Annotated in this window: 24 protein-coding genes and 1 pseudogene; 3 read left to right on the top strand and 22 right to left on the bottom strand. The window is 65.6% G+C overall.

Annotated elements, in window-relative coordinates; genetic code table 11:
- Positions 1-111: 111 nt before the first annotated feature.
- The gene (locus VLK31_RS00565) at positions 112-1122 is read left to right on the top strand and encodes a helix-turn-helix domain-containing protein (RefSeq protein WP_409166425.1); all 1011 of its coding nucleotides are present in this window, start codon (positions 112-114) and stop codon (positions 1120-1122) included.
- 12 nt (positions 1123-1134) lie between these two features.
- Here the strand turns inward: VLK31_RS00565 and arsH are convergent, their stop codons facing one another.
- From arsH to VLK31_RS00545, 4 genes are read right to left on the bottom strand one after another with little or no spacing between them, the layout of a single operon-like run.
- Entirely contained in the window at positions 1135-1854 is a 720-nt protein-coding gene (arsH, locus tag VLK31_RS00560) for an arsenical resistance protein ArsH (protein ID WP_409166424.1), read from the bottom strand.
- Complete coding sequence (gene arsC / locus VLK31_RS00555) at positions 1838-2269, bottom strand: arsenate reductase (glutaredoxin) (protein ID WP_409166423.1); 432 nt, start codon at positions 2267-2269, stop codon at positions 1838-1840. The genes arsH and arsC overlap by 17 nt, the downstream gene beginning before the upstream one ends.
- Positions 2270-2298: 29 nt before the next feature.
- On the bottom strand, positions 2299-3594 hold the full coding sequence (locus VLK31_RS00550) for an arsenic transporter (RefSeq protein ID WP_409166422.1): 1296 nt from the start codon (positions 3592-3594) through the stop codon (positions 2299-2301).
- The gene (locus VLK31_RS00545; protein WP_409166421.1) at positions 3588-3905 is read right to left on the bottom strand and encodes an ArsR/SmtB family transcription factor; all 318 of its coding nucleotides are present in this window, start codon (positions 3903-3905) and stop codon (positions 3588-3590) included. The genes VLK31_RS00550 and VLK31_RS00545 overlap by 7 nt, the downstream gene beginning before the upstream one ends.
- Positions 3906-4039: 134 nt before the next feature.
- Here VLK31_RS00545 and VLK31_RS00540 point away from each other — a divergent pair, with 134 nt between their 5' ends.
- Positions 4040-4768, top strand: a complete 729-nt coding sequence (locus VLK31_RS00540) for an alpha/beta fold hydrolase (protein ID WP_409166420.1) — start codon at positions 4040-4042, stop codon at positions 4766-4768.
- 32 nt (positions 4769-4800) lie between these two features.
- Here VLK31_RS00540 and VLK31_RS00535 read toward each other — a convergent pair whose 3' ends face one another.
- The 9 genes from VLK31_RS00535 to VLK31_RS00495 all read right to left on the bottom strand — a co-directional run bounded on the left by VLK31_RS00535 (position 4801) and on the right by VLK31_RS00495 (position 11651).
- Positions 4801-5409, bottom strand: a complete 609-nt coding sequence (locus tag VLK31_RS00535) for a 3'-5' exonuclease (protein WP_409166419.1) — start codon at positions 5407-5409, stop codon at positions 4801-4803.
- On the bottom strand, positions 5406-5834 hold the full coding sequence (locus VLK31_RS00530) for a TfoX/Sxy family protein (RefSeq protein ID WP_409166418.1): 429 nt from the start codon (positions 5832-5834) through the stop codon (positions 5406-5408). The genes VLK31_RS00535 and VLK31_RS00530 overlap by 4 nt, the downstream gene beginning before the upstream one ends.
- A gap of 116 nt (positions 5835-5950) precedes the next feature.
- Complete coding sequence (locus tag VLK31_RS00525) at positions 5951-6445, bottom strand: GNAT family N-acetyltransferase (RefSeq protein ID WP_409166417.1); 495 nt, start codon at positions 6443-6445, stop codon at positions 5951-5953.
- A 68-nt stretch (positions 6446-6513) separates the two neighbouring features.
- Complete coding sequence (gene fghA, locus VLK31_RS00520; protein ID WP_409166416.1) at positions 6514-7392, bottom strand: S-formylglutathione hydrolase; 879 nt, start codon at positions 7390-7392, stop codon at positions 6514-6516.
- Positions 7389-8309, bottom strand: coding sequence for an alpha/beta fold hydrolase (locus VLK31_RS00515; protein WP_409166415.1), 921 nt, complete (start codon positions 8307-8309; stop codon positions 7389-7391). Before VLK31_RS00515 ends, fghA begins: the two co-directional genes overlap by 4 nt.
- Before the next feature lie 19 nt (positions 8310-8328).
- A complete protein-coding gene (locus VLK31_RS00510; protein ID WP_409166414.1) occupies positions 8329-9435 on the bottom strand; it encodes an S-(hydroxymethyl)glutathione dehydrogenase/class III alcohol dehydrogenase in 1107 nt (368 codons plus the stop codon).
- Between the two features lie 41 nt (positions 9436-9476).
- Positions 9477-10121, bottom strand: coding sequence for a glutathione S-transferase family protein (locus tag VLK31_RS00505; RefSeq protein ID WP_409166413.1), 645 nt, complete (start codon positions 10119-10121; stop codon positions 9477-9479).
- Complete coding sequence (locus VLK31_RS00500) at positions 10118-10966, bottom strand: aromatic ring-hydroxylating dioxygenase subunit alpha (RefSeq protein WP_409166412.1); 849 nt, start codon at positions 10964-10966, stop codon at positions 10118-10120. The genes VLK31_RS00505 and VLK31_RS00500 overlap by 4 nt, the downstream gene beginning before the upstream one ends.
- A 13-nt stretch (positions 10967-10979) precedes the next feature.
- A complete protein-coding gene (locus tag VLK31_RS00495; protein WP_409166411.1) occupies positions 10980-11651 on the bottom strand; it encodes a Rieske 2Fe-2S domain-containing protein in 672 nt (223 codons plus the stop codon).
- A gap of 109 nt (positions 11652-11760) precedes the next feature.
- Here VLK31_RS00495 and aroQ point away from each other — a divergent pair, with 109 nt between their 5' ends.
- Complete coding sequence (gene aroQ, locus VLK31_RS00490; protein ID WP_409166410.1) at positions 11761-12207, top strand: type II 3-dehydroquinate dehydratase; 447 nt, start codon at positions 11761-11763, stop codon at positions 12205-12207.
- A 346-nt stretch (positions 12208-12553) separates the two neighbouring features.
- On the opposite strand, the gene VLK31_RS00485 is transcribed toward aroQ, so the two are convergent.
- The 9 genes and pseudogenes from VLK31_RS00485 to asd form a co-directional block, all read right to left on the bottom strand.
- A complete protein-coding gene (locus VLK31_RS00485; RefSeq protein WP_409166409.1) occupies positions 12554-14107 on the bottom strand; it encodes a SpoVR family protein in 1554 nt (517 codons plus the stop codon).
- Between the two features lie 61 nt (positions 14108-14168).
- Complete coding sequence (locus tag VLK31_RS00480) at positions 14169-15461, bottom strand: YeaH/YhbH family protein (RefSeq protein WP_409166408.1); 1293 nt, start codon at positions 15459-15461, stop codon at positions 14169-14171.
- A 144-nt stretch (positions 15462-15605) separates the two neighbouring features.
- Positions 15606-17528, bottom strand: coding sequence for a PrkA family serine protein kinase (locus tag VLK31_RS00475; RefSeq protein WP_409166407.1), 1923 nt, complete (start codon positions 17526-17528; stop codon positions 15606-15608).
- 777 nt (positions 17529-18305) lie between these two features.
- Positions 18306-19451 (bottom strand): molecular chaperone DnaJ, encoded by a 1146-nt coding sequence (gene dnaJ, locus VLK31_RS00470; RefSeq protein WP_409166406.1) that lies wholly within the window; start codon positions 19449-19451, stop codon positions 18306-18308.
- 110 nt (positions 19452-19561) lie between these two features.
- On the bottom strand, positions 19562-21508 hold the full coding sequence (gene dnaK, locus VLK31_RS00465) for a molecular chaperone DnaK (protein ID WP_409166405.1): 1947 nt from the start codon (positions 21506-21508) through the stop codon (positions 19562-19564).
- A gap of 123 nt (positions 21509-21631) precedes the next feature.
- Entirely contained in the window at positions 21632-22204 is a 573-nt protein-coding gene (grpE, locus tag VLK31_RS00460) for a nucleotide exchange factor GrpE (RefSeq protein WP_409166404.1), read from the bottom strand.
- Positions 22205-22355: 151 nt separating this feature from the next.
- Positions 22356-22706 (bottom strand): FKBP-type peptidyl-prolyl cis-trans isomerase, encoded by a 351-nt coding sequence (locus VLK31_RS00455; RefSeq protein ID WP_409166403.1) that lies wholly within the window; start codon positions 22704-22706, stop codon positions 22356-22358.
- Between the two features lie 221 nt (positions 22707-22927).
- Positions 22928-23230 (bottom strand): annotated as a pseudogene (locus VLK31_RS00450) (winged helix-turn-helix transcriptional regulator); the annotation flags it as partial.
- 202 nt (positions 23231-23432) lie between these two features.
- On the bottom strand, positions 23433-24284 hold the full coding sequence (gene asd, locus VLK31_RS00445; protein ID WP_409166402.1) for an archaetidylserine decarboxylase: 852 nt from the start codon (positions 24282-24284) through the stop codon (positions 23433-23435).
- Between the last annotated feature and the right edge of the window lie 72 nt (positions 24285-24356).

The following is a 24356-nucleotide window of genomic DNA, read 5'->3' as shown; positions in this document are numbered from 1 at the left end:
CCGCGCACGGGTTGGTTCGCGAGCCATTCTGCCGGTGTCGGGCGCCGCGCGCCGTGGGAGAGGGGCTATTCCCGCTTGGCAAGCAGGTTCGGCTTGGGTATGTTGACGCGCATGACGCACACCATTCAACGCTGGTCCACCGACGCCGTGCCGCCCGCGCAGCGGCTGGACTACTGGGTGGGCGCGGTCTGCGAGGGCTTTCTGGAGATGGACGTGACCAGTGGGGCGGGTGGCAGCTTTGGCGCCACGCTGGAGTCGGCGCCGCTCGGGCCCCTTGTGGTCAACCAAGTGCGCGGCAGCGCGCAGGACGTGTACCGCACCGGCCGCGCCATTGCGCACAGCCGTCACAACTATTACTACCTGCTGTGCAAGACCGACGCGGCCTGGTCGATGGCGCAGGACGAGCGCTGCGCTCGGCTGCTGCCGGGCGACGTGGTGCTGGTCGACTCGCGCCGGCGCTATGAGTTTCACTTTCTGCCATCGGCCGACACGCTGTCGCTGGAGCTGCCGACCGCCTGGCTCGACGCCTGGCTGCCCGACGCGGGCAATCAGGTGGCACGGCGCATCGACGGGCAGGCCGGCTGGGGCGGCGTGCTGAGCGGCTTCGTGCGGCAGCTGACACCGCAGGTGGCCGCCAGGCCGCCGCTGCCAGCGGAGCTGCTGAGCGACCAGTTGGGCAGCCTGCTGGCGCTGGCGTTCGGCGCCGTGCAAGAGCAGGGCGGGCAAGGTGGACAAGGTGGGCAAGGTGAACGGGCTGCTCAAGGCACGTCAGGTGCCACCAGCGAGGCCCGCGCCGCGCTGCGCCGCCGTGTGCTCGACGCCACGCGCGACCTGCATGCCGAGCCGGGCCTCACGGCCGCGAGCGTGGCGCGCGGGCTGGGCCTGTCGGAGCGCAGCCTGCACCGCTGCCTGGGCGAAAGCGGCACCACCTTCGCTACCGCGCTGGCGGGGTTTCGCATGCAGGCAGCGCGCCGCATGCTGGCCGATGCGCGCTTCGACCGGCTGAGCATTGCGCAGATCGGTTGTCGCGTGGGGCTGGCGGACGCATCGCACTTCGTGCGCCAGTGCCGCAAGCACCTGGGCGCCACGCCGGGCGAGTTGCGCCGGCTGCTGCGGCACTGAGCGCGCCCGCGCTCAGATGCTGCGCAGGTTGACCCGTGCGGACAACGCCTGCGCGCTCTCGCGTCGCTCGCTGTAGCGGTCCACCAGGTAGCCCGCGCAGTCGCGCGTGAGCAGCGTGAACTTCACCAGCTCTTCCATCACGTCGACCACGCGGTCGTAGTACGGCGAAGGCTTCATGCGGCCGTTGTCTTCGAACTCCATGAACGCCTTGGCCACCGACGACTGGTTGGGGATCGTGATCATGCGCATCCAACGGCCCAGCACGCGCAGCTGGTTCACCGCGTTGAACGACTGCGAACCGCCCGACACCTCCATCACCGCCAGCGTCTTGCCCTGCGTGGGCCGCACCGAGCCGACGGCCAGCGGAATCCAGTCGAGCTGCGCTTTCATGATGCCGGTCATGGCGCCGTGCCGCTCGGGCGAGCACCACACCATGCCTTCGGACCACTGGGCCAGCGCGCGCAGTTGCGCCACCTTCGGATGGTCTTCGGGCGCGTCGTCGGGCAGGGGCAGGCCGCGCGGATCGTAGATGCGGGTTTCGGCGCTCATGGCCTGCAGCAGGCGCGCGGCCTCTTCGGTGAGCAGCCGGCTGTAGGAACGCTCGCGCACCGAGCCGTACAGCAGCAGGATGCGCGGTGCGTGCGTGGCGCGCTGCGCCGGTGCCAGCTGGTGCACGTCGGGCTGGCGAAAATGCGCTTCGTCGATGTGGGGGAGGTCAGGGCTTGTCGGCATGCCGGCCCTTCGCGTCGATGACGGGCTGCCCGTCTTCCTTGGAGAACGCCGCCTGCTGCGGGCGCGGCAGGATGTCGAGCACCGCTTCCGACGGGCGGCACAGGCGCGTGCCGCGCGGCGTCACCACGATCGGGCGGTTGATGAGCACGGGGTGTTGCAGCATGAAGTCGATGAGTTGCTCGTCGGTCCAGGTCGGCTCGTCGAGGCCGAGTTCGTCGTACGGCGTTCCTTTTTGTCGCAGCACGTCGCGCACGGGCACGCCCATGGCCGCTATCAGCTGCTTCAGCGTGGCGCGATCGGGCGGTGTCTTCAGGTACTCGATGACCGTGGGCTCGTCGCCCGTGTTGCGGATCAGTGCGAGCACGTTGCGAGAGGTGCCGCATGCGGGGTTGTGATAGATCGTGATGTCGTTCATGGAAGTCGAAAGCCCAGTCAAAAACTCAGTCAAAAACTCAGTCGAAAACTCAATCTAAGTGCCAGTGCCGCCAGCGTGACGAACAGCACCGGCAGCGTCAGCACGATGCCGACCCTGAGGTAATAACCCCAGCCGATGGCCATGCCCTTCTTCGCGAGCACGTGCAGCCAGAGCAGCGTGGCCAGGCTGCCGATGGGCGTGATCTTCGGACCCAGGTCGCAGCCGATCACGTTGGCGTACACCATGGCCTCCTTCACGAGGCCGGTGGCGCCCGACGCGTCGATGGACAGCGCGCCCACCAGCACCGTGGGCATGTTGTTCATCACCGACGACAGCACCGCGGCCAGCAAGCCCGTGCCCATGGCCGCGCCCCACACGCCGCCTTGCGCGAACACGTTCAGCAGAGCGGCGACGTGGTCGGTCAGCCCGGCATTGCGCAGCCCGTACACCACCAGGTACATGCCCAGCGAGAACACCACGATCTGCCACGGCGCGCCGCGCAGCACCTTGCGAATGCCGATCACCGGGCCGCGCCCGGCCACGACCAGCAGCAGCACGGCACAGAAAGCCGCCACCGCGCTCACCGGCACGCCCAGCGGCTCCAGGCCGAAGAAGCCGGCGAGCAGCAGCACCAGCACGGCCCAACCGGCGCGGAAGGTCGCGTGGTCGCGAATCGCGTCGGCAGGCCGCTTGAGTTGCGCCACGTCGTAGCGCGCCGGAATGGCACGGCGAAAGCACAGCCACAGCATCAGCAGGCTCGCGAGTACCGCTGCCAGGTTCACCGGCACCATGACCGAGGCGTACGCGCCGAAGCCGATCTTGAAAAAGTCCGCCGAGACGATGTTCACCAGGTTCGACACCACCAGCGGCAGGCTGGCCGTGTCGGCAATGAAGCCCGCGGCCATCACGAAGGCCAGCGTGGCCGCGGGCGAGAAGCCGAGCGCCACCAGCATCGCCATGACGATGGGCGTGAGGATCAGCGCGGCGCCGTCGTTGGCAAACAGCGCCGACACCGCGGCGCCCAGCAGCACGTTGAGCGCGAACAGCAGCCCGCCGCGCCCCCCACCCCAGCGGGCCACATGCAGCGCCGCCCATTCGAAGAAGCCCGCCTCGTCGAGCAGCAGGCTGATGACGATCACCGCAATGAAGGTGGCGGTCGCGTTCCACACGATGCCCCACACCACCGGAATGTCGGCGAGGTGCACGACACCGCAGACCAGCGCTGTCGCCGCGCCGAGCCACGCGCTCCATCCGATGCCCAGGCCCTTCGGTTGCCAGATGACGAGCAACAGCGTGAAGGCGAAGATCGCTGCCGCAGTCAGCATGCGGGCGCGCAGCCCGTGGCGCACGCTTCGCCCTGGCAGCAGTTTTCCGTGAGGTAGGCGAGCAGGCCGTTCATCTGCTCGAAGGCCGCGCGGTACACGAGGTTGCGGCCTTGCCGCTCCTGCGAGACCAGGCCTGAATGCATCAGCTCCTTGAGGTGGAACGACAGGCTGGTGCCCGACACCTCGAGCGATTCGGTCAGCGTGCCTGGCGTCAGCCCTGCATGGCCGGCCACGACCAGCGCGCGAAACACGCGAAGGCGAATCGGCTGCGCCAGGGCAGCCAGGGAGCGGACCACATCGTTTTCTTCCATATTTCAAGTATCTTTGAATAATTGAAATGGAGCAAGCCCACTGGCATGAATCGGCCATGGCGCTGGCGGGCAACGGCCATCCGAGGCTTGCGGCCGTTCCTACAGTGGGGCTTCGTCACATCCAAGGAAACCCCATGCCAGACACTTATGTTCTCGTCCACGGCGCGTGGCACACCGGCGCCGAGATCGAAGCCGTGGCCGACGGCGTTCGCGCCGCGGGCCACACAGTGCACTGCCCGACGCTGGCCGGCAACCGCCCCGGCGACGACCGCGCCACCACCACGCTGGAAGACGCCATCGGCTCCGCCGTGCGCTACATCGAGGAGAAGAACCTCACGCAGGTGCGGCTGGTGGGCCACAGCTATGGCGGCATGGTGATCTCGGGGGTGGCCGAGCGCATCGCGCAGCGGCTGAAGCGGCTGGTGTACATCAACGCCTTCGTGCCGCTGAACGGCGAGTCGCTCAACGACATGGTGCCGCCGCATTACGTGGCGATGTTCGACGCGCTGGCCGCAGCCAATGCCAACGCGGTGAACCTGCCGTTCGAGGTCTGGCGCGAATCCTTCATCAACGACGCCGACCTGCCGACCGCGCAGGCCGCCTACGACAAGCTCAACCCGCACCCGTACCGCACCTTCACCGACAAGATTGCGCTGAGCCAGCCGCTGGCGGCATTGGCGCTGGGCAAGTCGTTCATCAACTGCCAGCAGGACACGGCGCTGCCGCACAGCCTGCCGTGGCATCCGCGCCTGTCGGAGCGGCTGGGGCTGTTCCGGCTGGTGGAGTGCCCGGGCAGCCACGAGATGTTCTTCTCGAACCCGCTGCGGCTGGCGCAGGCGATTGTGGAGGCGGGGCGCGACTGAGCCCGCCAGGTTGCAGCGTCAGTCGCGGCCGGTCAGTCGCGGCCGAACAGCGCGTCGTACACGCGAATGGACGCATAGGCGTCGTTGGCCGCATAGCGAATCTGTGACTCGGTGAGCTGCTTGTTGGCCCAGTTGGAGGTGGTCGCCTTGCGCGACTTGAGAAAGCGGCGGTTGAACACCAGCGCCACCGCCGCCTTCACGCCGACCGACTTGCGGTAGCCGCGGTGGCGAAATTCGGTGTCGATGTCGAACACCGCGCCCGGCTCGATGCCCAGCCGGCTGCGAATGAGCGTGAGGTCGCCCGACAGGCCGAAGCCGACCTTGAGCAGCGCGGTCGAGGCGATCAAATCGGCCACCACCGGGTTGCAGTCGGTGCGGTGCAGCTGGAACAGCCAGGCCGTTTGCGGCGTGGAGAACTGCACCACATGCGGGCCGCCCGACACCTCGTTCTTTGCGAAGGTGGGTTTGGATTCGGTGTCGAAGCCGGCAATGCCGGCCGCCAGCAGCGTGGCGGCGGCGCGCTCGGCGTCCTGCGGCGTGGCGACGATCACGATGTCTTTCAGGCCCAGGCCGTCGAAGGGTTCGAGCAGCGCAATCTGTTCGCGCTCGGGCAGCGGCGCAAGGTTCGGGTTGTCGCTCACCGGGCGGTTGCTTTCAATGTCTTTGTCTTCACTGCGGCTTTCTTGGCGGGTGTTTTTCTGGCCGCTGCCTTCTTGGCAGCAGGTGGTTTCTTTGGCTTGGGTGGCTGGCCCGATCGCAGTGCCGCCTCGTAGGCGCGACGGCCCCAGAGCGCGGCTTCATGGCGGTCTTCGAACAGGTCGGCCGGCGCCTGCCGGTACGACATGGGCATCGGCTTGCCCTGGCGCTCGTAGGTGAAGGGCGGCAGCGACAGTTTGTCGAAGTGTTCGGCGCTCTCGGCGTCGGCCTTTAGGTAGAGCGTGTCCTTGAACACCAGCGCGATCATGCGGCCGTCGTGCCAGACGCCGTGGCCGCCGAACATGCGGCGCGTCTGGATGCGGCCCAGGCGCTCGAAGACTTCGTGCAGGCTTTCGACGAACGCGCTCATTCAACTGCCTTTGTGCTTCGTACTGCGGAGCGTGAGTGCCTGGGGCGGACCGGTGCGGCGCTCATGACGTAGTTTCGATGGGGTCGATGCGCATGGGTGCGAGAACAGGAAGGGTGTCAGCCCACGCGCCACGGCGGGCGCGAGGGGGACCAATGGTAGGCGATGCGTTCACGCCCGCTGCTCGGGTGGTGGTCGACCGCGCCGCGTTCCAGGCCATAGCGTTCGTAGAAGCGCTGCGCCGACGTGTTGCTCACCGCCACATGCAGGCGCCAGCCGGTGGGAATGCGCACGCAGGCCTCGTCGAGCAGCGCCTTGCCCAGGCCCTGGCTGCGCAGGCGCGGCTCCACGAAGAGCTGGGCCACGTACTCGCGCCGGCCCAGCAGCACCATGAACGCCAGCACCTGGCCGTCGCGTTCCGCCAGCACCACATCGGCGGGCGGACCGAACTCGGTCTGCACACGGTGCAGCCAGTGGGCGATGGGTTCGATGGCGGCGGCGCCGCGGTTGGCCGCGATCCAGGCGCGGCGCCAGATGCCGGCCAGCACCATGTTTTCTTCGGGGCCTTCTTCGCGCGACCGCAGTTCGAAGGCGGGAATTTGGGCTGCGGACATGCGTTGGATGATACGGCGCGAGCCCTTTTTCTCGGGTGTTTCCGGCTGTTGTCAGCGCGCAAGTCGGCTCAGGCGCGCAGCGTCTGCGCGTGGTGCGCGATGTGGTCGGCCATGAAGCTCTGGATGAAGTAGTAGCCGTGGTCGTAGCCCGCGTGGCGGCGCAGCGTGAGCGGCTGGCCGGCGGCGGAGCAGGCGGCCTCGAACACCTCGGGAAGCAACTGCTCGGCCAGGAATTTGTCGGCCAGGCCCTGGTCGATCAAGATGCCCTGCGGGTAGGGCGCGCTCACCTGCGACTTCATGAGCGCGCTGGCGTCGTGCGCCAGCCACTGCGCGCGGTCGGCACCCGCCTGGCCCAGGTAGCCGGCAAAGGCCTTCTCGCCCCATGGGCACTGCGTGGGCGCGCAGATCGGCGCAAAGGCAGAGAGCGACTTGAAGCGCCCCGGATGCCGCAGCGCCAGCGTGAGCGCGCCGTGCCCACCCATCGAATGGCCGAAGATGCCGAGACGCTCCCCGTCGATCGCAAAGTGCTGCGCCACCAGCGGCAGCAGCTCCTGCACGATCCAGCTTTCCATGCGCCAGTGCGTGGCCCAGGGCTCGGCCACTGCGTCGAGGTAGAAGCCGGCGCCGATGCCGAAGTCCCAGCTGTCCTTGGCGCCCGGCAGGCTTTCCACCTCGGCGCCGCGCGGGCTGGTGTCGGGCGCGATCAGCGCGAGTCCCAGGCCGGCTGCCATGCGCTGCGCCGCGGCCTTCATCGCAAAGGTTTCTTCGTTGCAGGTCAGGCCTGCCAGGTAGAGCAGGGCGGGCACGCGCTCGTTCGCGGCCTGCGGCGGCAGGTAGACCGAAAAGCGCATCGGCAGGCCGATTTCATGCGACGCGTGTTCATGAAAGCTCTGCACGCCGCCAAAGGCGTGGTGCGAGGAAAGGGTCTTGGGTGTGTTGTCGGTCATGGGGTGTTCTTGCGCAAGGCGGGCACCAGCTCGAGCACTGCGTCGGCAAAAGTGCGCGGCGCTTCCTGCGGCATGTTGTGGCCCACGCCGGGCACCAGGCGGTGCGAGCGCGCGGCGCCGAAGCGGTGGGCATGGGCGGCGGGCTCGGCCGGCGGACGCACGCCGTCGTCGATGCCGTCGAAGGTGATGGTGGGCACGGTGATCGTCGGCTGGGCCGCGAGGCGGCGTTCGATGTCGGCGTACGCGGGGTCGCCCGGCACCAAGCCGAAGCGGTGGCGGTACGACTGGATCACCACGTCCACGAAGTCAGGGTGGTCGAACGCGGCGGCGCTGCGCGCGAAGGTGGCGTCGTCGAACCGCCAGGTGGGCGACCACAGCTGCCACAGCAGCTTGGTCAGGCCCTGGCGGTCCTTGGCCAGGCCGGCACGGCCGCGCTCACTGTGAAAGTAGTACTGGTACCAGAGGCTGTGCTCGTTGGCGGGCGTGTCGGGCGCCATGGCCGCCGCAATGTTCTGGATGTTGTAGCTGTTGAAGGACACCAGCCCCGCCACGCGTTCGGGCCACAGCGCCGCGACCACGCAGGCTGCGCGCCCGCCCCAGTCGTAGCCGGCCAGCACCGCGCGCTCGATCTTTAGCGCATCGAGCAGCGCGAGCAGGTCCGCGCCCAGTGCAGCCTGTTCGCCGGAGCGCGGCGTGGCGTCGCTCAGGAAGCGCGTGTCGCCGTAACCGCGCAGGTACGGCACGATCACGCGGCAACCCTGTTCGGCCAGCATCGGCGCGACCTCCGCGTAGGCGTGGATGTCGTAGGGAAAGCCGTGCATCAGCAGCACCGGCGGGCCGTCTGCGGGGCCAGCTTCGAAGTACGCGACTTCGAGCACACCGGCCTCGATCTTGCGCAAGGGTTCCATGCGGGTCATGGCCGGTGCCTCCGGGCGGTCAGTAAATGACGACGCCGCGGATGGACTCGCCGCGCTTCATTAAATCGAAGCCCTTGTTGATGTCTTCCAGCGGCATGGTGTGCGTGATCAGGTCGTCGATGTTGATCTTGTTCTCCATGTACCAGTCGACGATCTTCGGCACGTCGGTGCGGCCGCGCGCGCCGCCGAAGGCCGAGCCTTCCCACTTGCGGCCGGTGACCAGCTGAAACGGCCGCGTGCTGATTTCCGCGCCCGCCTCGGCCACGCCGATGATGATGCTGCGGCCCCAGCCCTTGTGCGTGCATTCGAGCGCCTGGCGCATCACCTGGGTGTTGCCGATGCACTCGAAGCTGTAGTCCGCGCCGCCGTCGGTCAGTTGCACGATGGCGTCGACCACGTTCTCTGTGTCCTTGGGGTTGATGAAGTGCGTCATGCCGAACTTGCGTGCCATGGCCTCGCGCTCGGGGTTCAGGTCGACACCGATGATCTTGTCCGCACCCACCATCTTGGCGCCTTGAATCACGTTCAGGCCGATGCCGCCCAGGCCGAACACCACCACGTTGGCACCGGCTTCCACCTTGGCCGTGAAGATCACCGCGCCAATGCCGGTGGTCACGCCGCAGCCGATGTAGCAGACTTTGTCGAACGGGGCGTCTTCGCGGATCTTGGCGAGCGAGATTTCAGGCGCGACCGTGTAGTTGCTGAACGTGCTGGTGCCCATGTAGTGAAAGATGGGCTTGCCGTCCAGGCTGAAGCGCGAGGTGGCGTCGGGCATCAGGCCCTTGCCCTGCGTGCCGCGGATCAGCTGGCACAGGTTGGTCTTGCGGCTCAGGCAGAACTTGCACTGGCGGCATTCCGGCGTGTAGAGCGGAATGACGTGGTCGCCCTTTTTCAGCGTGGTGACGCCGGGGCCCACGTCGACCACGATGCCCGCGCCTTCATGGCCCAGGATGGCCGGGAAGATGCCTTCGGGGTCGGCGCCCGAGAGCGTGTAGTAGTCGGTGTGGCAGATGCCGGTGGCCTTGATCTCGACCAGCACTTCGCCGAACTTCGGGCCTTGCAGGTCCACGGTTTCGATGGTGAGGGGTTCTCCGGATTTCCAGGCGACGGCAGCTTTGGTTTTCATGGTGTTGGGGGGTGTTCAGAAAGCGGGAGGAATGGGGGTTCTCAGGCGGGGCCAGCAGGGAAGATACCCGACATGCCGATGAACCCGTGCAGGTGGCGGAAATTCCAGACCCAGTTTCGCAGTGCGGGAAATTCGTCGAGCGCAATGCCGCCTTCGCCGGCCAAGGCCACGTACGGAAAGCAGGCCAGGTCGGCAATGGTCGGCTCCGGCGCCGAGGCGAGCCAGCGCATCTGCAGGCTCGCCTGTTCCGCCAGGTGGTCGTCGAGCAGGCGGAACACGTCGCGTGCGCCACGGCGGCAGGCGTCGATGTTCAGGTGGCCGTAGCCCAGCGCGTCGTGCAGCCGCGCGGCAGAGGCCGTGCGGGTGATTTCGTCGGCGGTGGCGAGCCACATGGCGACCTGGCCGCGCAGCTTGGCGTCGTCGGGATACCAGTGGCCCTGGGTGTCGTAGCGGCTCGCCAGATAGACCAGGATGGCCTGCGCGTCCCGCAGCACGAAGCCGTCGTCGTCGATCACCGGCAACTGGCCGAGCGGGTTGACGTTCGCCAGGAAGGCGGCGGACTTGTGCTGGCGGCCCGGAAAGAAGTCGATGGGCACGGCCTGGTACGCCAGGCCCAGCCACGCCAGCATCTGCCGCACCTTGAAGCAGTTGCCCGACAGCGGGTAGTCGTAGAGCTTCAAGGTCATGCCGCGGCCCTCACGCCAAAGCGCATGCCGCGCTCGCGCAGCCAGCGCCGGTAGGTGACTGACGAGGTGTCGCCGCGCGTGGGTGTTTCGGCGCGGCCTTCGAGCGGCATGCGCTTGAAGGCGTGGTTCTCCAGAATGGGTTTGTCCTGCCCGAAGATGGTGTGCTGGAAGGCGATGAGCTCGGCGTCGGTGGAGTCGTCGTCGTAGCAGGCCAGCACCGTGTGCGCGATCACGTGCTCGTCGTCGACCGGCTGCAGGAACAGGCCGATGGCGTCGAGCGCGCCCGCGCGAAAGCTCGACTTGTAGAGCATGGCCGAGAAGGGCTGCATCACGCGGTACTTGTAGAGCACCTCGCTGCCGCTGTCGTGCGCGGCCGAGGCGCGGGGCTGCCAGAAGCGGCAGTCGGTGGCCCAGATCTCACCGGTGTCCGGTGCCACCTGCACCTGGTACTGCGCCACCTCGGTGTGCGGCACCTTGCCGAGGTAGTCGGCATGCACGAAGGGAAAGTGCGCCATGTCCAGAAAATTCTCGATCACGCGCAGCCCCGACACCGCCACGCCGATGCCGCCGCAGTCAATGGTGCGGCGGCCGGGCTCGCTGTATTCAGGGAAGTCGAACAAGGGCCGAGCAGGGCGACCGCTGGGGCAGACCCAGAGGTAGCCGTAGCGGGACTGCACCGCGAGCGGCTGGCCGTGCAGGTGGCATTGCGGCGTGCCGTCGGCGTCGGTCCACAGCTGTACGGGCTCGCCGAGCAGGCGGGTGGTGCGAGCTGCAGAGGCGGCAGTGGCCGGGCCGATGACGAGCCAATCGTCCAGCATGTTGGGGTCGTCGGTGACGAAGGGCATGGGGGTCTGTCTTTCAGCCGAGGGCTTCGATGGCGCTGCGCAGGCCGCGTGCGGCTGTGTGCAGGGTCTGCATGGCGGGGTTGCCCGGGGCGGCGTCGGTCCAGAGGTGCACGAAGGCGAGCTGGGGTTGGGCGTCGAGCACGAGCGCGGCCGTGTCCGTGCCGCCGAGCAGACCGCGCCAGGTGCCTGTTGTTTGGTCGGCGGCAAGGCCGTGTCGGGCCAGCGCTTCGCGCACCTGGGCAGCCGGCGCGCGAACAGTCAGCGTGCGGCAGAAGTGCCAGCCGGCGGGCACGGCGTCGGTCAGTGTTGGCGGTGCAGGCAGCGTCGCTGGCGCGAGTTGGACCCACAGCATGCCCGCCGCTTCCACCGCGCCAAAGGTCTTCGCGCACACGTTGCGCGGCGCCGGCATGGCGGGGTGAGCCGGGATGCTGGTGCATTGTCCGGTGCCCGCCGCGTACTGCCAGCCGTGGTACGCGCAGGCCAGGCGGTTGTCGATCACCTGGCCGAGCGTGAAGCGCACGCTGCGGTGCGGGCAGCGGTTTTCCCAGGCTTGCGCGCTGCCGTCGGCGGCACGCCAGAGGGCGAGCTCCTGGCCGGCGGCAAAGCCGGCAACGATGTTGTCGCCGGCGCGCAGGTCGGCGCTGGGAGCGACGGGGTGCCAGGTGGCGGTGTCTTGTGTGTTCATGGGGCGTGGGGGAGGGCAGCGCGGTGGCAGTGGCGGCAGTGTGGCGGCGATACCGTACCGCAAGACCATAATCGACGCCCCCGGCTCAGGCCTTCGACCCTCATTCATCATGAAGAAAATCCTCGTCCTCAACGGCCCCAACCTCAACCTGCTTGGCACGCGCGAGCCCGAACAGTACGGCCGCGACACGCTGGCCGACGTCGAGCGCATGTGCAAGGACACCGGCGCCAAGCTTGGCGTGGAGATCGAGTGCCGTCAGTCGAACCACGAAGGCGTGTTGATCGACTGGATTCAGGAGGCGGGCCGCGAGGTGGCGGCTGGTCACATGCTGGGCGTGGTGATGAACCCCGGCGCCTACACGCACACCTCCATCGCGCTGCACGACGCGATCAAGGGCGCGAGCGTGCCGGTGATCGAACTGCACATCTCCAACGTTCACGCGCGCGAAGAGTTTCGTCACCACTCCTACATTTCGCCGGCGGCGCGCGGGATCATCGTGGGGTTGGGGGTGAAGGGCTACACGCTGGCTATTGCTGCGCTGGTTCCTTCGGCTTGAGTTCTGGGCTTGTGCACGGGGCGCCTTTGTTCAGGGCGTGTGCACAGGCCGCAGGGTACTCCCCTCCGCGAATGTCCCCCGCTTCGCTCCTCCTTTATTTCGCTGCGTGGAGCACCCGACGCCCTGTGCACCTGAGCACTCTGCTGGTGTTCGCTGATCAACCGGTGCTCTGAGCAACGCCCACGCTTTTGGTGTTCGGCCGAGCAGCCCCGGCTCCGAACACGCTCACGTCGATGGGGTGCCTTGCGCAGCGAAATAAAGGAGGAGGCCGCAGGCCGGGGGACATTCGCGGAGCAAGGTACCCCGTCGGCGTGAGCGCCGCCCTGAACACCAGTGCCGTATTCGGTCAGTACTGCTGCTTGGGCGCCGAGGCCTTCCAACTGCGGCTGGTGCGCCCGGCGCTGTCGACGCTCTCCAAGTGCACATCGAAGCCCCAGAGCCGCGCAACATGCTTCAGCACTTCTTCCGCGCCGTCATGCAACGGCAGGTTGTTGCGCTGCGTGTGGCGCAGCGTGAGCGAACGGTCGCCGCGCGTGGCCACGTTCCACACCTGAATGTCCGGCTCGCGGCTGCTGATGTCGTACTGACGCGAGAGCGATTCGCGCAACGCCTGGTAGCCACTGTCGTCATGAATGGCCGACACCTGCAGCTCCGACTCGCTCTGAAAGTCGCGGATCGAGAACAACCGAAAGTCGCGCATCGTCTTCGGGCTGAGAAACTGGCCGATGAAGCTCTCGTCCTTGAAGTTGCGCATGGCGTAGTCCAGCGTGGTCAGCCAGTCGGTGCCCGCGAAGTCCGGGAACCAGCGGCGGTCTTCCTCGGTGGGCTTCTCGCAGATGCGGCGCAACTCGGTGAACATCGCAAAGCCCAACGCATACGGGTTGATGCCGCTGTAGGCGCGGTGCCCCACGGGCGGCTGGTAGATCACGCCGGTGTGCGAACTGAGCCACTCCATCATGAAGCCGTCGGCCAACTGGCCCCGGTCGTACATCGTGTTGAGCAACGTGTAGTGCCAGAAGGTGGCCCAGCCTTCGTTCATCACCTGCGTCTGACGCTGCGGATAGAAGTACTGCGCAATCTTGCGCACGATGCGCACCACCTCGCGCTGCCAGGGCTCGAGCAGCGCGGCGTTCTTCTCGATGAAGTACAGCAGGTTCTCCTGCGGCTCCGACGGAAAACGGCGCGCGGCGTCCGACTCGGCCGCCTGGTCGGCGCGCTTGGGCAGCGTGCGCCACAGGTCGTTCACCTGCTGCTGCATGTGGCGCTCGCGCTCGGCACGCTGCGCGCTTTCTTGCGCCAGCGAGCGCTTCTGCGGACGGCGATAACGGTCCACGCCGTAGTTCATCAGCGCGTGGCAGGAGTCGAGCAGTTCTTCCACCGCGTCCAGCCCGTGGCGCTGCTCGCACTCGGCGATGTAGTGCCGCGCGTACACCAGGTAGTCGATGATCGACGACGCATCGGTCCACATGCGGAACAGGTAGTTGCCCTTGAAGAAACTGTTGTGCCCGTAGGCCGCGTGCGCAATCACCAGGGCCTGCATGGCCATGGTGTTTTCTTCCATCAGGTAGGCAATGCACGGATCGGAGTTGATGACGATCTCGTACGCCAGCCCCATGTGGCCGCGCTTGTAGTTCTTCTCGGTGGCTATGAACTGCTTGCCGTACGACCAGTGCCTGTAGATCATGGGCATGCCCACGCTGGCGTAGGCGTCCATCATCTGCTCGGCGGTGATCACCTCGAGCTGGTTGGGGTACACGTCCAGGCCGTAGCTCCTGGCGGTCTTGGCTATCTCGGTGTGGTACGTCTCGATGAGATCGAAGGTCCAGTCCGAGGGGCTGGGCAGGCGCTCCAGCCGGGGCAGGCTGCTGGCGAGCGGTGGCGCGGAGATGACTGTGTTCATTAGAGTACCTTCGTGCTGCGCACTGCGGTGCGAGCTTGCTTGGGGCGGCCCGGCGCGGCGCTCATGACGTGACCCCTTCCTTCTTGAACAGGTCGCGAAAAACCGGATAGATGTCTTGCGCGTCAGAGACCTTGCGCATCGCAAAGTTGGGCTGCACGCCTTCGAGTTGCGCGTACTCCTGCCACAGGTTCTGCTCGGTCTCGGCCACCTGCACGTAGGCGTAGTAGCGCACCACCGGCAGGATGTCGTTGACCAGCAACTCGCGGCAGCGACCGCTGTCCTGGTGCCAGTTGTCGCCGTCGCTGGCCTGCGCGCCGTACACGTTCCACTCGCCGCTCGGGTAGCGCGCCTTGATGATCTCGTCCATCAGCACCAGCGCGCTCGACACCACGGTGCCGCCGGTCTCGGTGGCATGGAAGAACTCTTCCTCCGTCACCTCCTGGGCCTGCGTGTGGTGGCGCAAAAACACGAGGTCGATGGTCTCGTAGTGCCGCGTGAGAAACATGTACAGCAGCATGAAGAAGCGCTTGGCCATGTCCTTGCGCGCCTCGTCCATGGAGCCCGACACGTCCATCAGGCAGAACATCACGCACTTGGCGCTGGGCACCGGCGTCTTCACGCGGTTGCGGTAGCGCAGGTCGATCGGGTCGATGTAGGGCACGTGCCGCATGGTGCGGCGCAGCTCGGCAATGCGCTCTTCGGTCTCGCGAATCTCGGTCTGGATGAAGGCCTGCGCGGCCTGCGGATGCTGCTTCAGGTGCACCAGGTGCGCCTCCAGCCGCTTGAGCTCCTTGCGCGGCTCGCCGCCCAGCGCAATGCGCCGGGCCAGCGCGCCGCGCATCGAGCGCACCACGTGCAAGTTGTTGGGCGAGCCGTCGCTGGTGAAGCCGGCGCGGTGGCTCTTCCACTCGGGCACGTCGGCAATCTGCGTGCGAATGAGGTGGGGCAGCGCCAGGTCGTCGAAGAACACGCGCATGAACTCTTCGCGGGTCAGGCGAAAGACGAAGTCGTCTTCGCCTTCACCGCTGTCGCCCGCCTCGCCGCTGCCGGAGCCGCCGCCACTCCCGCCTTCGGGGCGCTTGATGCGGTCGCCCTTCAGGTACTCCTGGTTGCCGGGGTGCACGTACTCGCGGTCGCCGCCACGGGCATGGCCGAACACGGGTTCGGACACGTCGTGGCGCGGCAGGGTCACGTCTTCGCCTTGCTCCAGTTCGCGGATGTTGCGCCCGCTCACCGCGCGCCGCACCGCCTCCTGGATCTGCCCCTTGTAGCGCCGGAGAAAGCGCTCGCGGTTGCCAATGGACTTGTTCTTGCCCGAAAGCCGGCGGTCAATGATCTGCTGCAGGATGGCCACGATGTCAAACCTCCATTCAAAGACGGATCACGACGCGGTCCTACTTGGAACACCGAGGCACCGGCTTTGCCGGGCCTCTGGTGTTGCCCCCGGTAGGGAATTGGCGAAGCGACACGAAGTGCGCGTAGCCTGGGCGAGCCATGGCTAGGAGCTCTTGCGCACCCGCAGGTACCACTCGCAGAGCAGGCGAACCTGCTTGGCGGTGTAGCCCTTCTCGACCATGCGGGTCACGAAGTCCTCGTGCTTCTTCTGCTCGTCGGCGCTGCTCTTGGTGTTGAAGCTGATCACCGGCAGCAGCTCTTCGGTGTTGGAGAACATCTTCTTCTCGATCACCGAGCGCAGCTTCTCGTAGCTGGTCCAGGCCGGGTTGCGCCCGCTGTTGCCGGCCCGCGCGCGCAGCACGAAATTGACGATCTCGTTGCGAAAGTCCTTCGGGTTGCCGATGCCCGCGGGCCGCTCGATTTTTTCGAGCTCGCCGTTCAGCGAGGCCCGGTCGAACACCTCTCCGGTATCGACGTCGCGGAACTCCTGGTCCTGGATCCAGTAGTCGGCGTAGGTCACGTAGCGGTCGAAGATGTTCTGGCCGTACTCGCTGTAGCTCTCCAGGTACGCGGTCTGGATTTCCTTGCCGATGAATTCGGCATAGCGCGGTGCCAGCAGCTCCTTGATGTAGCTGATGTACTTCTGCTCGACCTCTGGGGCGAACTGCTCGCGCTCGATCTGCTGTTCGAGCACGTACATCAGGTGCACCGGGTTGGCGGCCACTTCGGAGCTGTCGAAGTTGAAGACCTTGGAAATGATCTTGAAGGCGAAGCGCGTGGAGACACCGCTCATGCCCTCGTCCACACCCGCATAGTCGCGGTACTCCTGGATCGACTTGGCCTTGGGGTCGGTGTCTTTCAGGCTCTCGCCGTCGTAAACCTGCATCTTGCTGAAGGTGCTGGAGTTTTCCGGCTCCTTCAGCCGCGTGAGCACCGACAGCTGCGCCATCATGCGCAAGGTGCCGGGGGCGCAGGGCGCCTGGGCCAGCGAGGAGTTGCGCACCAGCTTTTCGTAGATCTTGATTTCTTCCGAGGCGCGCAGGCAGTAGGGCACCTTGACGATGTAGATCCGGTCGAGGAAGGCCTCGTTGTTCTTGTTGTTGCGAAAGGCCTTCCACTCGCTCTCGTTGCTGTGGGCCAGCACGATGCCGTCGAACGGGATGGCGCCGAAGCCTTCCGTGCCCTTGAAGTTGCTTTCCTGCGTGGCGGTCAGCAGAGGGTGCAGCACCTTGATGGGCGCCTTGAACATTTCCACGAACTCCAGCAGCCCCTGGTTGGCCAGGCACAGGCCGCCGGAGTAGGCGTAGGCGTCGGGGTCGTCCTGGGCATAGGTCTCCAGCTTGCGGATGTCGACCTTGCCGACCAGGGAGGAAATGTCCTGGTTGTTCTCGTCCCCGGGCTCGGTCTTGGCCACCGCGATCTGCCGCAGCACCGACGGGAAGCGCTTGACCACCTTGAACTGGCGGATGTCGCCGCCGTACTCTTCGAGCCGCTTGACGGCCCAGGGCGAGAGAATTCGGTTCAGGTAGCGCCGGGGGATGCCGTATTCCTTTTCAAGAATTTCGCCGTCTTCGGTGTTGTCGAACAGGCCCAGCGGAGATTCATTGACCGGCGAACCCTGGATGGCGTAGAACGGCACGTGCTCCATGAGCTGCTTCAGCCGCTCGGCAATCGAACTCTTGCCGCCGCCCACCGGGCCCAGCAGGTAAAGGATTTGCTTCTTTTCTTCCAGCCCCTGCGCGGCGTGCCGGAAATAGGACACCACCTGTTCTATGGCGTCTTCCATGCCATAGAACTCCTTGAACGCCGGGTAGATCTTGATGACCTTGTTGGCGAAGATGCGCGAAAGACGCGGGTCGTTTCGGGTATCTACCAGTTCGGGCTCGCCAATGGCCTTGAGCATGCGCTCGGACGCACTGGCATACGCCGTGCGGTCGCGCTTGCAGGTGTCCAGGTAGTCCTGCAGCGAGATGACTTCCTCGCGGGTGCGCTCGTAGCGGGCGGCAAAGTTGCTGATCACATCCATGGTCACGCCTCCATCAAGTCAGTGGGCTTTTGGCCCGAAAGCGTGCAGTTGAGGCAATGCGCAACTTTTAAAGGTGTGCCTGCCCGTGGCTGCATGCCGCGGAAAACTCCCTTACAACAATCAACTAACAATCAGCATAAAGCAAAGATTGAACCTGGCAAATCATTTGTTAAATCAGAACCCTGTCGGCAAGTAAAGTTCCTCGAAAAACACGGAACTGATTTTCAAATTCGGCGAAATTCAAAAGCTCGCTTTCGCAATTCTCCCCGGGTGAAACACCTATGACGAATGGCCATCGTCCATTTTTATGTTCTTTCCGGGAAAGCACCGCCTATTGAGCCTTGGGGCTCAATAAAACAGGCGTCTTCTTCAATAACGCGCGATCTGCCGTTTGGTTTATTGCTCAGCAGAAAAAATATAAAAGCAATCCTCGCGCCACTTCTGCAGAGCAGCTTGTGGCTTGTACGCGCGGGGAGGCTGGTCAGATGCGGGTGGGTGTGTGCCGAGACGGTGCGGCAGCCACCGCCACGGTGCGTCCAGCGTGCTTCACGCGTCCGAATGCACCGTGCTGAAGCGCCAGACGTGAAAAAGGGCCGCTGTGCGGCCCTTGAGGAAACGGTATGGCGGCCTTGAACGAAGCCGCCGGTGTTACATCTCACGAGAGAAAAAAATGTAACCGCCATGGGCAGGGACCAGTCGGCCTCTGCGAAAGGGCCGTCGCCCTTCCTTCGCACACCTTTGGTGCCGGCGGGCCGAAGGGCCCGGCCTTGCACCCACTCAGCTGAAGAATTCCTTCGCCTTGTCGAACCAGCCCTTGTCGGTCGGGCTGTGCTTTTCGCCACCCTTCTTGAGCGACTCGTCCAGCTCCTTGAGCACCTTGCGCTGATGCTCGGTGAGCTTCACCGGGGTTTCGACGCGCACGTGGCAGTACAGATCGCCCGGATAGCTGGAGTTCACGCCCTTGATACCCTTGCCGCGCAGGCGGAACTGCTTGCCGCTTTGCGTGCCTTCGGGAATGTCGATGGCCGCCGCGCCCTTCAGCGTGGGCACGTTGATCTCGCCGCCCAGCGCCGCCGTGGTCATGCTCACGGGCACCACGCAATGCAGGTTGTCGCCGTCGCGCTCGAAGATCTCGTGCTTCTTCAGCCGGATCTCGATGTACAGGTCGCCCGGCGGGCCGCCGTTCACACCTGGCTCGCCGCTGCCGGTGACGCGCATGCGCTGGCCGTCGTCGATGCCCGCGCGGATCTTCACTTCGAGCGTCTTGTTGCGCTTGATCTTGCCCTGGCCGTGGCACGCGACGCAGGGTTCGGGAATGATCTTGCCGCTGCCATGGCAGGTCGGGCAGGTCTGCTGCACGCTGAAGAAGCCTTGGCGCATCTGCACCGCGCCCGCGCCGTGGCAGGTGGTGCAGGTGATGGGCTTGGTGCCGGGCTTGGCGCCCGAGCCGTGGCAGGTGTCGCACTCGTCCCAGGTGGGAATGCGGATTTCGGTGGTCTTGCCTTCCGCCGCTTCTTCCAGCGTGATCTCCATCGCGTAGCTGAGGTCGCTGCCGCGAAACACCTGGCGTCCGCTGCTGGTGCGTCCGCCGCGGCCTGCGCCGCCGCCGAACACGTCGCCGAAGATGTCGCCGAACGCTTCCGCAAAGCCGCCGAAGCCTTCCTGGCCAGGGCCGCCGCGCATGTTGGGGTCGACGCCGGCGTGGCCGTACTGGTCGTAGGCCGCGCGCTTCTGTCCGTCGGACAGCATTTCGTAGGCTTCCTTCACCTCCTTGAACTTGGCCTCGGCGTCCTTGCTGGTGTCGCCGTGGTTGCGGTCAGGGTGGTGCTTCATCGCAAGCTTGCGATAAGCCTTTTTCAGTTCTTCCTCGCTTGCGTTCTTGGGGACGCCGAGGGTTTCGTAATAGTCGCGTTTGGTGGCCATGGCAGGTCGCTCAACAGGTCAGGGGAGGCAGCAGAAATTCGGGTAACTCGGAAGCGAGAAAGGCTGGAGCACCTTTTCAGGTGTTCCAGCCTTGCGCAAGGGGCTGAAGATCAGCCCTTCTTGACTTCCTTGACTTCGGCGTCGACCACGTTGTCGTCGGCCTGCGCGTGTGCAGAAGCTTGCGCGCCCGCCGGGCCGGTGGCGGCCGAGGCGCCTGCCGCGGCCTGGTCGGCCTGCGACTGGGCGTACATCTTCTCGCCCAGCTTCTGGCTGGCCGTCATCAGCGTGTTGGTCTTGTCCTCGATGGCGGACTTGTCTTCACCCTTGAGGGCTTCTTCCAGGTCCTTGATAGCGGCTTCGATCGCTTCCTTTTCGGCGGCTTCCAGGCTTGCACCATGTTCGCCCAGCGACTTCTTCACGCTGTGCACCATGGCTTCGCCCTGGTTGCGGGCCTGCACGATTTCGAGCTTCTTCTTGTCGTCTTCGGCGTTGAGCTCGGCGTCCTTCACCATCTTCTGGATCTCGTCTTCGCTCAAGCCCGAGTTCGCCTTGATGGTGATCTTGTTTTCCTTGCCCGTGCCCTTGTCCTTGGCGCCCACGTGCAGGATGCCGTTGGCGTCGATGTCGAAGCTCACTTCAATCTGCGGCGTGCCGCGCGATGCCGGCGGAATGCCTTCCAGGTTGAACTCGCCCAGCGCCTTGTTGCCCGAGGCAATTTCGCGCTCGCCCTGGAACACCTTGATGGTCACCGCAGGCTGGTTGTCTTCCGCGGTCGAGAAGGTCTGTGCAAACTTCGTCGGGATCGTGGTGTTCTTGGTGATCATCTTGGTCATGACGCCACCCATCGTCTCGATGCCGAGCGACAGCGGGGTCACGTCCAGCAGCAGCACGTCTTTGCGGTCGCCCGAGAGCACCTGGCCCTGAATGGCGGCGCCGACAGCCACGGCTTCGTCGGGGTTCACGTCCTTGCGCGGTTCCTTGCCGAAGAAGGCCTTCACCTTTTCCTGCACCTTGGGCATGCGGGTCATGCCGCCGACCAAAATCACGTCGTTGATGTCGCTCACGCTGATGCCGGCGTCCTTGATGGCCAGGCGGCAAGGCGCAATGGTGCGCTCGACCAGCTCGTCGACCAGGCTCTCCAGCTTGGCGCGGGTGAGCTTGATGTTCAGGTGCTTCGGGCCCGAGGCGTCGGCCGTGATGTAGGGCAGGTTGATGTCGGTCTGCGCGCTGTTCGACAGCTCGATCTTGGCCTTTTCAGCGGCTTCCTTCAGGCGCTGCAGGGCCAGCACGTCCTTGCCCAGGTCGACGCCTTGTTCCTTTTTGAACTCGCCGATGATGTAGTCGATGATGCGCTGGTCGAAGTCTTCGCCGCCCAGGAAGGTGTCGCCGTTGGTCGACAGCACTTCGAACTGCTTCTCGCCGTCGACGTCCGCAATTTCGATGATCGACACGTCGAAGGTGCCGCCGCCCAGGTCATACACGGCGATCTTGCGGTCGGCCTTGTCGTGCTTGTCCAGGCCAAAGGCCAGGGCTGCAGCGGTGGGCTCGTTGATGATGCGCTTGACGTCCAGGCCCGCAATGCGGCCGGCGTCCTTGGTGGCCTGGCGCTGTGCGTCGTTGAAGTACGCCGGCACCGTGATCACGGCTTCGGTGATGGTTTCGCCGAGGTAGTCTTCGGCGGTCTTCTTCATCTTGCGCAGAATGTCGGCGCTGACCTGTTGCGGGGCCATCTTCTTGCCGCGCACTTCCACCCATGCGTCGCCGTTGTCGGCCTTGGCAATGGTGTAGGGCATCAGGTTGATGTCCTTCTGCACTTCCTTTTCCTCGAACTTGCGGCCGATCAAACGCTTGATCGCGTACAGCGTGTTCTTGGGGTTGGTCACGGCCTGGCGCTTGGCCGAGGCACCGACGAGGACTTCACCGTCCTCCTGGTACGCGACGATCGACGGCGTGGTGCGCGCACCTTCCGAGTTCTCGATCACACGCGTGGTGTTGCCTTCCATGATCGACACGCACGAGTTGGTGGTGCCGAGGTCGATGCCGATGATCTTTGCCATGTTGAAGTACTCCTGAAAACCTGAAAAATATGTTGTTATGAACTTGTGGATAACCCGGCGCGATTCAAGGGATGAAGCGGGGGTTTCCTGTGGAAATCTTGTGTGCCGATGTGCGCTGCGCGCTTACTTGGGCGCGCTGACCGTGACCAGCGCCGGGCGCAGCACGCGCTCGTTGATGGTGTAGCCCTTCTGCAGAACGGTCACCACGGTGTTGGGTTCCTGGTCGGCGGGCACCACCGAGATGGCCTGGTGCTGGTGCGGGTCGAACTTGGTGCCGGCGGCCGGGGCCACTTCGATCACCTTGTTGCGTTCGAGCGCGCTCTTCAGTTGGCGCAGCGTGGCTTCGGCGCCTTCGCGGATCTGCTCGGGGGTGGCGTCGGTGATGGCCAGGCCGGCTTCGAGGCTGTCGGTCACCGGCAGCAGGCTTTCGGCAAACGCCTCGACGGCGAACTTGCGGGCCTTGGTGATCTCGTCGTCGGCGCGGCGGCGGGCGTTTTGAACGTCGGCCTGGGCGCGCAGGTACTGGTCGGACAGCTCGGCGTTCTTGGCCTGCAGGGTGGCCAGTTCGCCTTGGGCCTGTGCCAGGGCGGCGAGGGCATCGGCTTCATTGGCGGCGTGCGCGGCCTCCAGTTCTTCGGGGCTGGGCTCGCCTTGCAGCATTTGCGAATTCTGTGCGGATTGTTGCGGGTCAGTCATTTTTCAAAGAACCGGTGTGAACCGGAATAACAAACGATAGCCAGCCACTTGGGGCTGGCCCAGGGCATTTCAAGCGAAAAAATGCGGCCCAAAAGGCCTTGCGGACATGAAAAAGGCCCGGAATCGGGCCTTTGAGCCGGGTTTGGGTGGCTCAGTGGGCGTCGAGCAGTTCGACGTCGAACTTGAGCGTGGCGTTCGGGGGGATCACGCCGCCGGCGCCGCGGGCACCGTAGCCCAGGGCCGCGGGGATCACCAGGGTGCGCTTGCCGCCGATCTTCATGCCGGCCACGCCTTCGTCCCAGCCCTTGATGACCTGGCCGGCGCCCAGCGAGAAAGCGAACGGGTCGTTGCGGTCGCGGCTGGAGTCGAACTTGGCGCCTTGCACGCCGTCGTTGTAGAGCCAGCCGGTGTAGTGCACATGCACGTGCTGGCCGGCCTTGGCTTCAGCGCCGGTGCCGACTTCGGTGTCTTCGTATTGCAGGCCGGAGGGGGTGGTAGGCATGGGAAACGCTCCTTGCGTCGAGGGGTGTGAAATGGAATCGAAGGCGAGGAGTTTACCGAGGCCGGGCGCGGCGGCCTTGTCGTCGCTCAGCCGCGGCTGCTGTCGTCTGGGGGCGATGGCGACGTGGGCGCAGGCGCCGCCGTGGGGGCGGGGGGGTCGCCGGGTGCGACCGGGGCCGCGCTCGATGCTGCGGAGGCAGGCGGCACCGCCGGAGCCGCGGCCTTCTTGATCTGGCCCAGCTGCCATTTGCCAGCGAAGGCCTGCAGGTCGGACAGCCGCTTGAGCAGGTCCTGCCCGCTCAGCGTGAGGCTGTAGCCGTCGCTGCCGTGGCCGACCAGACCGGCCTCGCGCAGTTCCTTGATGCGGGTGTTCAGCGTGTTGGGAGTGATGCCGCCCACGCTGTCCTGCAGCAGGCGGAAGGTCTGGGCATGGCCGTCGCGCAGGGCCCAGAGCACGCGCAATGCGTAGCGGGCTTCGAGCAGGGCGAGCAACTGGCTGACAGCTGCGTTTTCCTTGGTACTCATCGACATCATCTCCTCGAAGCGGGGCGAGCCACCGGCCAGGGGGCCGACCGATGGCACGTGTTCTTGTGGTTGGTCAGGGACCGTCTCGTTGGCCGGCCACTATAGCGCAAAGGTGTACGGTGCTACTAGTTTTATAGCTGTCAGGGCATGCTGCATGCGGGTTGTGAGACAAAGCCTCACAAATTGGCCTTGAACAGCCGTGTCAGGCCGCAACGTCGTTCGCCATCGCTTCACCCAACCGAATCGCCCGGCCTGGCACCCACGCCGGATTGAACGCCAACGCACGCTTGGGAAACAGCATGACGACCGTCGAGCCAAGCAGGAAACGGCCCATCTCGTCGCCCTTGCGGATGTCGATCTGCTGGTCGTTGTAGCTCCACTCGCGCAGTTCGCCCACGCGCGGCGGGTTGACCACGCCGTGCCACACCGTGGCCATGCTGCCGACGATGGTGGCGCCCACCAGCACCAGCACGAAGGGCCCGCGCGCCGACTCGAAAACGCACACCACGCGCTCGTTGCGCGCGAACAGGCCCGGCACGCCGCGCGCCGTGGTCGGGTTCACCGAAAACAGCTCGCCCGGCACATGAATCATGCGCACCAGCCGCCCGTCGCAGGGCATGTGGATGCGGTGGTAGTCCTTGGGGCTCAGGTACAGCGTGGCGAAGCTGCCGTGCGCGAACCTGGCGGCCAGCGTGGCGTCGCCGCCCACCAGCGCGGTGGTGGTGTAGTTGTGGCCCTTGGCCTGGAAGATCTGGTCGCCCTGGATCGCGCCGAACTGGCTGATGGCGCCGTCCACCGGGCAGATCAGGTCGGCCTGCGCCAGCGGCCGCGCGCCGGGTTTCAGCGCGCGCGTGAAGAACTGGTTGAAGCTCTTGTAGTGGTGAATGTCCGACTCCAGCGCCTCGCCCATGTTCACGCCGTACTTGGCCACGAAGCGCCGGATGATCCACGTGGTCACGGCGCCCCGTTCCTTGCCCGCGACCCAGCCGGCAAAGTTGGTCAGGGCCTGTTTGGGAAACAGGTATTGGGGCAGTACGGCAGAGCGGTCGGACACGTGGGGAGGGCCTGGAATGCGGAGTGGGAGGGGCATTCTATAAAGGGCTTCCCGCGGCAGGCGTAGGAAGCT

Source organism: Variovorax sp. H27-G14, from assembly GCF_046156345.1.
Classification (GTDB): Bacteria; Pseudomonadota; Gammaproteobacteria; order Burkholderiales; family Burkholderiaceae_C; genus Variovorax.
This window is presented reverse-complemented; position numbering and strand designations above follow the sequence as displayed.

Coding starts and splice junctions, on each gene's coding strand:
- VLK31_RS00565 (WP_409166425.1), top strand. CDS start 112: ATGACGCACACCATTCAACGCTGGTCCACCGACGCCGTGCCGCCCGCG.
- arsH (WP_409166424.1), bottom strand. CDS start 1,854: ATGCCGACAAGCCCTGACCTCCCCCACATCGACGAAGCGCATTTTCGC.
- arsC (WP_409166423.1), bottom strand. CDS start 2,269: ATGAACGACATCACGATCTATCACAACCCCGCATGCGGCACCTCTCGC.
- VLK31_RS00550 (WP_409166422.1), bottom strand. CDS start 3,594: ATGCTGACTGCGGCAGCGATCTTCGCCTTCACGCTGTTGCTCGTCATC.
- VLK31_RS00545 (WP_409166421.1), bottom strand. CDS start 3,905: ATGGAAGAAAACGATGTGGTCCGCTCCCTGGCTGCCCTGGCGCAGCCG.
- VLK31_RS00540 (WP_409166420.1), top strand. CDS start 4,040: ATGCCAGACACTTATGTTCTCGTCCACGGCGCGTGGCACACCGGCGCC.
- VLK31_RS00530 (WP_409166418.1), bottom strand. CDS start 5,834: ATGAGCGCGTTCGTCGAAAGCCTGCACGAAGTCTTCGAGCGCCTGGGC.
- VLK31_RS00525 (WP_409166417.1), bottom strand. CDS start 6,445: ATGTCCGCAGCCCAAATTCCCGCCTTCGAACTGCGGTCGCGCGAAGAA.
- fghA (WP_409166416.1), bottom strand. CDS start 7,392: ATGACCGACAACACACCCAAGACCCTTTCCTCGCACCACGCCTTTGGC.
- VLK31_RS00515 (WP_409166415.1), bottom strand. CDS start 8,309: ATGACCCGCATGGAACCCTTGCGCAAGATCGAGGCCGGTGTGCTCGAA.
- VLK31_RS00510 (WP_409166414.1), bottom strand. CDS start 9,435: ATGAAAACCAAAGCTGCCGTCGCCTGGAAATCCGGAGAACCCCTCACC.
- VLK31_RS00505 (WP_409166413.1), bottom strand. CDS start 10,121: ATGACCTTGAAGCTCTACGACTACCCGCTGTCGGGCAACTGCTTCAAG.
- VLK31_RS00500 (WP_409166412.1), bottom strand. CDS start 10,966: ATGCCCTTCGTCACCGACGACCCCAACATGCTGGACGATTGGCTCGTC.
- VLK31_RS00495 (WP_409166411.1), bottom strand. CDS start 11,651: ATGAACACACAAGACACCGCCACCTGGCACCCCGTCGCTCCCAGCGCC.
- aroQ (WP_409166410.1), top strand. CDS start 11,761: ATGAAGAAAATCCTCGTCCTCAACGGCCCCAACCTCAACCTGCTTGGC.
- VLK31_RS00485 (WP_409166409.1), bottom strand. CDS start 14,107: ATGAACACAGTCATCTCCGCGCCACCGCTCGCCAGCAGCCTGCCCCGG.
- VLK31_RS00475 (WP_409166407.1), bottom strand. CDS start 17,528: ATGGATGTGATCAGCAACTTTGCCGCCCGCTACGAGCGCACCCGCGAG.
- dnaJ (WP_409166406.1), bottom strand. CDS start 19,451: ATGGCCACCAAACGCGACTATTACGAAACCCTCGGCGTCCCCAAGAAC.
- dnaK (WP_409166405.1), bottom strand. CDS start 21,508: ATGGCAAAGATCATCGGCATCGACCTCGGCACCACCAACTCGTGCGTG.
- grpE (WP_409166404.1), bottom strand. CDS start 22,204: ATGACTGACCCGCAACAATCCGCACAGAATTCGCAAATGCTGCAAGGC.
- VLK31_RS00455 (WP_409166403.1), bottom strand. CDS start 22,706: ATGCCTACCACCCCCTCCGGCCTGCAATACGAAGACACCGAAGTCGGC.